This window comes from Bacillota bacterium, assembly GCA_030705925.1.
Taxonomy (GTDB): Bacteria; Bacillota; Clostridia; order Oscillospirales; family Feifaniaceae; genus JAUZPM01.
The window spans coordinates 1-7,666 of sequence record JAUZPM010000084.1; the positions used below are offsets into that span (position 1 = coordinate 1).

The window sequence follows — 7,666 nt, forward strand, 5'->3', positions numbered from 1 at the left end:
CCTACCGCACCGGCAAGCCCGCCTTGAACCCCGCCGAAAAGCAGAGCGGCAATTATAACCACCATATTCCCAAAGTGCAGAAACGGTTTTCCGACCGGTGACGGTATCGGCACCCTGAAATATAATACCACATAACATATAGCTGCAAACAGACCTATTACAACTAAGTCCCTAGTGGTAAAGTGTTTTTTGTTTTGTGAATTCATATGATTACCCCCCTAATAATGAATTTAATAATATCAATTCATATATGAAAAGTCAAGATTAAATAATCATTAGATATATTTTTTAATTATATTTAGGAAATTATCAACGTCTTCAAAAGTCGTGTCAAAAGCGGTCATTAACCTTACAACGTTTTCTTCTTCATTCCATACGTAAAAAAATGTTTCTTTTAATAGCTTGTCCGTCAGTTTTTTTGGCAATTTAACGAACACGCTGTTTACGACCGTTTCATATTCCGCAGTGAATCCAAGCTTAGAAAGCCCTTCAGAAAGGCGCTTTGCCATAATATTCGCGTTTTCGGCATTTTTCAGATACAAGTCATCTTTTAAAAAAGCAATATATTGAGCTGAAACGTATCGCATTTTAGATATTAGCTGCATTGACTGCTTTCTTATATATCTGTAATCTTTAGCTAACTCGCTATTGAAAAACACAACAGCCTCGCCGAACATCATTCCATTCTTTGTTCCGCCAAAAGACAAGACATCAACACCAGCATTTTGGGTTATGTCAGCAACAGAAGCTTTTAAGGCAACCGCCGCATTAGAAATACGGGCGCCGTCCATGTGAAAAAACATGCCGTTTTTATGTGCAAACTCTGCTATTTCTTTTATTTCATCTATTGAATAAAGCGTTCCAAGTTCGGTAGATTGGGTTATCGACACCACGAGTGGCTGTGAATGGTGCTCAACTCCTTTAACGCAAAGCAGGCTTTCAGCTGCTTTTATATTAAATTTCCCATCCTTTCCGCAAACCTGTTGAAGTTTAGCCCCAGTGATACCCTCAAAAGCGCCGCATTCATCTGTATTAATATGAGCAGAATCAGGACACAGTACACTGTTGAAAGAACGAATGCATGCAGCAAGACCAGTCACATTAGCGCCTGTTCCATTATATACTAAAAAGACCTCACAAGGCTGATTAAACAATGACTTAATGCAATTTTCAGCTTTTCTTGTATAATCATCGTCACCATATGAAATCACATGACCATTATTTGCATCTTCAAGCGCTTTCATAATAAGCGGATGAACAGATGCACAGTTATCACTTGCAAAAAAACGAGAACTCACTTTGTTAACCTCCTTTATTTTAAATGCAATAATACCATAGATTATTGTTTTTGTAAAATTACACTTTACAGGGATAATTTAATTCTGTTAAAATAATAACGTTTATTATAAAAACTTAGGAGCTGATTGCTATGCCAATGTTTGAAATGCCTCTTGAAAAACTTAAAGAGTACAAAGGATCTTCACCATGTCCTGACGACTTTGACGAATATTGGGACAGAGCACTAAAAGAGATTCGCAGTATAGACCCTTCACCAGTTGTCACGCCTGCCGCTTTTCAGTCTGAATTTACAGAATGTAATGATATGTACTATACGAGCGCAGGTTTTGGAAAAGTTTACGCTAAATACCTTAAACCGAAGAACGATCATGGGAAGCATCCTGTTGTACTCTGTTTTCACGGATATTTCGGCAGCAGTTATGACTGGACAAGCTATTTTAAATGGACGCTCGCTGGTTTCTCAGTGCTCGCAATGGATTGCCGCGGTCAGGGCGGCAAAAGTCCAGATATGCTGACGGAAGAAGGCCCCACACTAAAAAGCCAGTTCATCAGAGGACTTGAAGGCGATGTCGACAAAATGGAATACCGCCAGATATATCTTGACACTGTTCAGCTTGCGCGTATTGCTGAAAAGCTGCCGGAAGCTGACCCTGAAAGGATATATGCGACAGGCGGCTCTCAAGGTGGTGGACTTACGCTTGCTTGTTCTGCTTTATATACAAATATTAAAAAACTTGCGCCTGTTTACCCGTACCTTTCCGATTTTAAAAGAGTTTGGAATATGGATATTTCTGATCAGGCATATGACGGACTTAAATACTATTTCCGTGTACATGATCCACGCCATGAACGTGAGGATGAAATATATAACCGTCTTGGTTATCTCGATGTGCAAAACCTTGCAGGCAGAATAAAGGGAGAAGTATTATACTTTACCGGACTTATGGATAAGATTTGTCCCCCGTCATCACAGTTTGCTGCTTATAATAAAATCAAATCTAAGAAACATATGCATATCTACCCTGACTATGGTCACGAAAGAATGCCAGATCGTGATGATTTAATTTATAAATTTTTCACACAAGACTAAATTATTTATTTTAACAAACGGCTTTTTCACACACGTGAAAAAGCCGTTTGTTCTCTTTTTTTCTTCTTGCAATAACTAACCTAAATCCTTCTGTAAACTAATATGCCAAACTCAATTTCGGTATCAAGCTTTGTTAAAAACTTAAGTTTTTCTTTATCTTGATCACTCGTTTTATAATAATAAGGAGTCATTGTAAAAACATTTTCTATATCTTCATTAGACTCAAGATGAATGGTATCCCTGATTTCTATTTTATTCTGGAGTTCAAAACCGTCAATTTCGAAGCTTTCAATATCATTTTCGTAAGGGTCATCATATACTGCCTTCTTTAAGTTCCACAAATGCCTTTCAAGAGGCACTGCTCTTATTATTACTCCATTATCTTTTACCACTCTTTTAAATTCTGAAATAGACAATGGAGCAAATAAAGAAAGAATGATGTCACACGAATTATCGCTTACAGGAAGGTCAAAAATGCTTGCCACAGCAATCTCAATTTCATGATTTCTCTTAGCCCCAACCGTTAAAGCATCCTTAGAAACATCTATGCCGATCATTTCTACATTTATTATCTGCTTTAAATATTCATAAATATTAGCAGTATACCAGCACTCGCCGCAGCCCGCGTCCAAAATCCGGCAGCCGTTAAAAGCAAGACTCTGAGTAATTTCACATATGCTTTCAAGCAAAGGTCGATAATACCCCTTGTTTAAAAAATCACGTCTTGCTGTAACCATTTTTTTATCGTCACCATGATGCCTTGTCTTAGCCTTTTGAGATAATAGCAGGTTGACATAACCACTTTTTGCAACGTCAAAATTATGGTTATTGGCACAAACCATGTTTTTTTCTTTTCTTAAAAGCTCTGATTTGCATACAGGACATCTGAATCCACTCATTTTGCACTTCCAAATAATTTATTAGTATTCAGGATAATACAAAAGTAATAATTAGTCAATTACAGTATAAAAAAATGGGTGTCTGTCAGCACCCATTAAAACTGCAATAAATATAAATAGTGGTTAGCTTCTCTTAAAAGATGATCTGTAAAAAGCGGCATCATTATAGCTTTAATCTTGCACTCTATCAATCCTCTGGTCAGCACGGATTTAAACTCGCTTATCTCCCTGGTTGCTATCATTGCATTTTCAGGAGGATTCATCATCTGATTATTTTCACTTTGTATTATCGCATCAAATACTTTTGCAAATCTGTCAGCTTCATTAAACAGCCTGACTTCCGTAGGATCAAGCAAACCCCGAATGACCTTTGCGTGATCAGACATTATATGATTCCAAAAATTATCGTCGCGCGGCACTGCTTCTCTTTTCTGAAGCATATTTAGTGTATCGACATACTTCTGAGCCTCGTGAATGACATGTTGAATAGTTGATGTATACAGCATGGTCGCAATTCTGCATGACGCCTGACTGTTATAAAGACTTGTCTTGAACCTGATAAAATCCGACACCATATTTATAACTGACTGATTAAATGACGATACTTCCTGTTCTTTTCTGTGAGGTGTTTCAGTAAACGGTGTTGCTGGCTCAATATTTGTTTCCTGTTGTGTAAGATTTCTGTTTATTGTAATTCCCGTGAATTTTTGGGTGATCCGTTCTGCTTCGTCAGTATATCTTGTATAAAACTGCCCGGATTGTAAGGATTCTTTTGATACAGAACCATTCGACAGTCTGATTGCTGTTGCAAGCAATTGTTCAAATTGCCTCTTAAATCTACTGGCTTCAAGGGTCAAGCTCCTGTCCGGAGGCAACATCGAGCTTTCAATAAAAATTGCATGTTCTTTCATAATTCGAAGCCAAAACAGGTTATTTTCCAGGGATAAACGTATGTATTCTTCCCTTGATAACATATCAACACCTCTTATATAATATTGAATACTATATAATATGCGATATTTATCTTAATCGTGCTATGATTTCAAATTTTACTTTTTATATGCTAAAATATAAAACAGGAAGGGAGTGATACGATCGGTGTTTTTTCGCCTTGCATAGGCTTAGATCCTGAAAACATTGAGGTTTCAATTAAAAATATCCCCGATAAGGGATACAACGTGCTTATTTTCCCTTAGATAAAGCACAAAAATATATCCTTTTTATTGAGGAAAATGCGAAATTCAATTTTCCGGCTGCAGCAAGCCGATAACTTTCGCACATTGAGCAAAGCGGTCTTTTTGATTACGTCTCTCTGGTATGCTTATAGGCGAATATTCAGTAGAGGATTATCCAGATTACACTGCGATACTGCAAAGAATTGCAGACAAGTATCAAATCCCCGTTGTAACCTGTAAAGATTTTGGTCACGGAGAGAACGGAGGTATTATCCCAATTAATATTTCTGCAATGCTGGATGCTGATAATTTGAAACTTGATTTCAAAGAAAATCAAACAATTGATTAGTAAGCTTATGAATTCTTGAGCATTATGCTTTCGATGATATCAGCTACGTCTTCACAGGCGTCACAGCATATCTCAAGATAGTGAAATATTTCATCCAACGCCAAAATCTCGATGCTATCCTTGCAGTTCACATAAAGATCCCTTGTTGCCTCTATGAAAAGGGAATCGCCGTCGTCCTCTAGGTTATTTACCAGAATGATCAAATCATGAAGGTCTTGAAATTTTTTGTAATTATGGAACTCAGCAAGAGCTTCTTTTAGTGCTATGCAGCACTTTGTTATTATTTCAGACATATTTAACGCATGTTTGCGAACTGAAGAAATATTAAACATATAAAGCCTCATCAGAACGTCTTCTATTGTGTCGGTAACAGAGTCTATAGCATCTGCCATTCCCACAATATCCTCACGCTCGATCGGGGTTATGAATTCACGGGAGAGTTTTTGGATCATGGAATGTCTCACCGTATCAGCTTCGTGTTCTATATCATGCATTTCTTTCATTTTGTTTTTAAGATCGTCCGGTTTAAAATTAACTATTATACTGTTCAGAAGCTCTGAGGCTCGGCAGCAGTAATCAGCCATATTAACAAATGAGTCGAAGTAATAATCTTTTTTTATCGCCATATCAAAATCCTTTTCTAAAATATTTTTGCAAACAAAATCACCATTAAAAAGCCTACAAGGCCACAGCCAGGAAATGTCAGAAACCAGGCAGCAATCATTTCATTTACAACACCCCAGTTCACTGCTTTAACCCGTTTTGCTGCTCCAACTCCCATTATAGCTGTGGTTTTTGTATGCGTTGTACTGACCGGCAGCCCAAACACAGAAGCTATGAGCAGGCAGATTACTGCAGCAAGATCAGCCGAAAAGCCCTGATATTTTTCAAGTTTAACCATATCCATGCCGACTGCTTTTATGATTCGATAGCCCCCTATAGAGGTTCCGAGTGTCATTACCGCAGAGCACAATATTATTAGCCATAACGGAATTATAAACTTAGGAACTGACTGTTGACCTTTAGCAAGAAACATTCCCAGCATAAAAACGCCCATGAATTTTTGCCCGTCCTGAGCCCCATGCATAAAGGCCATTCCAGCACTGGCTGCGATCTGTGCGTTTTTAAAAAAGCCCAACGTTTTTCGTCTATTAAGTTTTCTAAAAATTAGTTCAACAAATCTGACAGCGATCCAGCCAGCTGCAAAACCTAGAATGAGAGAAAGCCCAAGTCCATACAGGACTTTGACCCACTCTGACATATTGATTCCACGAATACCGCCCTGAAGTGCAATAGCAGCGCCAGAAATCCCGGCGATAAGCGCATGGCTTTCACTTGTTGGTATTCCAAACCACCAAGCGGCAGTAGCCCATAGCACAATAGCAAACAAAGCTGCGCATAACGCAACCAGAGCATTATGTGTATTGCCCCGGAAATCAACCATCTTGTAAATGGTTTCCGCAACTGTTGCGTTCAAAATAGTCATTATAAAAACACCTAAAAAATTGAAAACCGCCGCCATTAAAATTGCCGCTCGCGGATTCATTGACCTTGTCGAAATGCAGGTCGCAATAGCATTGGGCGCATCAGTCCAGCCATTTACGAGGATGACGCCTAGTGTAAGCACAGTTGTTATTAACAGTAGCGGGTTTTTTATTAATTCACCTAAAAATACTGGCAATTCAATCGTCATATTTTTCTTCCATTATCTTTTAATATAATTAAATTATTTATCAAATTTTTTATATCATGCAAAATCTATTAAAAAAAACAAAAGCGCCTTTAAAAGGTGCTTTTGTTTTTTCTAGAGAGAACTATATAAAGTAGGAGGCGAGATTAAAGATTATTTTGCTTTCATATATCTTTCATAACCCTTGTTGTAAAGATCCATATATTCGGAAAGACCCATTTTGTCATATTTCGCAACATATTCGTTCCAATTTTGATCATCAAGAGGTTTCTGACCAGTAATAAACTGTGGGATGACCGAATTATAATAACCTGATATTATATCAGCTTCCAGCGACGACATGCGCTCCATTTCCTCATTAGTATTGATGAAATATTCCCATGGTTCAGGCGCATATTTCAGAAGATCCTTCGCTGCTTTAGATGGTACAGGTTCCATTTCATTTCCAGAAAAATAATTTGAAAGAAGCAGAACCGGGCTATTTCCGCCTACATAAGGGGTTATTTTAGAAACAACAGCGTCAAAATTTTGACCCTCCGGCACTTTGACAAGCTCAGGCTTGAATTTATATTTTCCATCGGTGTCTTTGAAATAGCTTTTACCTTCAACGCCGAGATAAAACATCCTTGAACCGGCTTCGCTGTACCAGTAATCCATCCAGCGAGCTGTAGCCTCGGGATAGGGGTTGGTCTTAGAAATCGTAAATGCGCCTTTTGTTACAATATGCGAGCGGATGCAGCTCCAAATTTTATCACCGTTAGGGCCTTTAAGCGCTTCTTCAATTCCTACAAAGTCTTTTTGGCGGTCGCCGGTTACCGGGGTAAGGTTCGTAAATATAACTCCCCCTACAAGATTCATTGAACTTTTTGCAAGGGTGCTTGAAGTAATGGTTGACGAACTTTGAAAAATATCGTTATCGATAAGTTTTTCAGAATACATTTTATGAATGAATTCAAGCTGCTGTCTGAACTCAGGGGCAGTAGGAACAAAACGAAGCTTTTTTGTCTTTGGGTCTAGGTCGACATAAGGATGACGGGTGCCCTTATTCATTAGTCCATATGCACCACAGAAAGCCCTGAGCATTCCTGTCCATGAGCTTGAAACAAGCGGCACTTCATCAGATTTGCCATTGCCGTTTGCGTCCTTATCCCTCATGGCTTTGCA

The 7,666-nt window shown here is 38.4% G+C and carries 9 protein-coding genes; 2 read left to right on the forward strand and 7 right to left on the reverse strand.

All coding sequences use genetic code 11. The annotated features are described in order from the left end of the window. Positions 1–206: ECF transporter S component (locus Q8865_10345; protein ID MDP4153814.1), on the reverse strand; the 206-nt coding region annotated here is incomplete at its 3' end. Between the two features lie 69 nt (positions 207–275). Beyond that, positions 276–1,298: a low specificity L-threonine aldolase gene (locus Q8865_10350; GenBank protein ID MDP4153815.1), complete on the reverse strand. Its 1,023-nt coding sequence runs from the start codon at positions 1,296–1,298 to the stop codon at positions 276–278. 131 nt (positions 1,299–1,429) lie between these two features. Here Q8865_10350 and Q8865_10355 point away from each other — a divergent pair, with 131 nt between their 5' ends. Beyond that, a complete protein-coding gene (locus tag Q8865_10355; GenBank protein ID MDP4153816.1) occupies positions 1,430–2,389 on the forward strand; it encodes an alpha/beta fold hydrolase in 960 nt (319 codons plus the stop codon). A gap of 80 nt (positions 2,390–2,469) precedes the next feature. On the opposite strand, the gene Q8865_10360 is transcribed toward Q8865_10355, so the two are convergent. Beyond that, the gene (locus tag Q8865_10360; protein ID MDP4153817.1) at positions 2,470–3,288 is read right to left on the reverse strand and encodes a methyltransferase domain-containing protein; all 819 of its coding nucleotides are present in this window, start codon (positions 3,286–3,288) and stop codon (positions 2,470–2,472) included. 95 nt (positions 3,289–3,383) lie between these two features. Continuing rightward, on the reverse strand, positions 3,384–4,262 hold the full coding sequence (locus Q8865_10365; GenBank protein ID MDP4153818.1) for a DUF2935 domain-containing protein: 879 nt from the start codon (positions 4,260–4,262) through the stop codon (positions 3,384–3,386). Between the two features lie 343 nt (positions 4,263–4,605). Here Q8865_10365 and Q8865_10370 point away from each other — a divergent pair, with 343 nt between their 5' ends. Next, on the forward strand, positions 4,606–4,812 hold the full coding sequence (locus Q8865_10370; protein MDP4153819.1) for a hypothetical protein: 207 nt from the start codon (positions 4,606–4,608) through the stop codon (positions 4,810–4,812). Positions 4,813–4,817: 5 nt separating this feature from the next. On the opposite strand, the gene Q8865_10375 is transcribed toward Q8865_10370, so the two are convergent. The 3 genes from Q8865_10375 to Q8865_10385 form a co-directional block, all read right to left on the reverse strand. Further along, complete coding sequence (locus Q8865_10375; GenBank protein ID MDP4153820.1) at positions 4,818–5,438, reverse strand: DUF47 family protein; 621 nt, start codon at positions 5,436–5,438, stop codon at positions 4,818–4,820. A gap of 14 nt (positions 5,439–5,452) precedes the next feature. Then, a complete protein-coding gene (locus Q8865_10380) occupies positions 5,453–6,505 on the reverse strand; it encodes an inorganic phosphate transporter (GenBank protein ID MDP4153821.1) in 1,053 nt (350 codons plus the stop codon). A gap of 150 nt (positions 6,506–6,655) precedes the next feature. Continuing rightward, positions 6,656–7,666 (reverse strand): hypothetical protein (locus tag Q8865_10385; protein ID MDP4153822.1); only part of this gene is annotated, 1,011 nt, incomplete at its 5' end.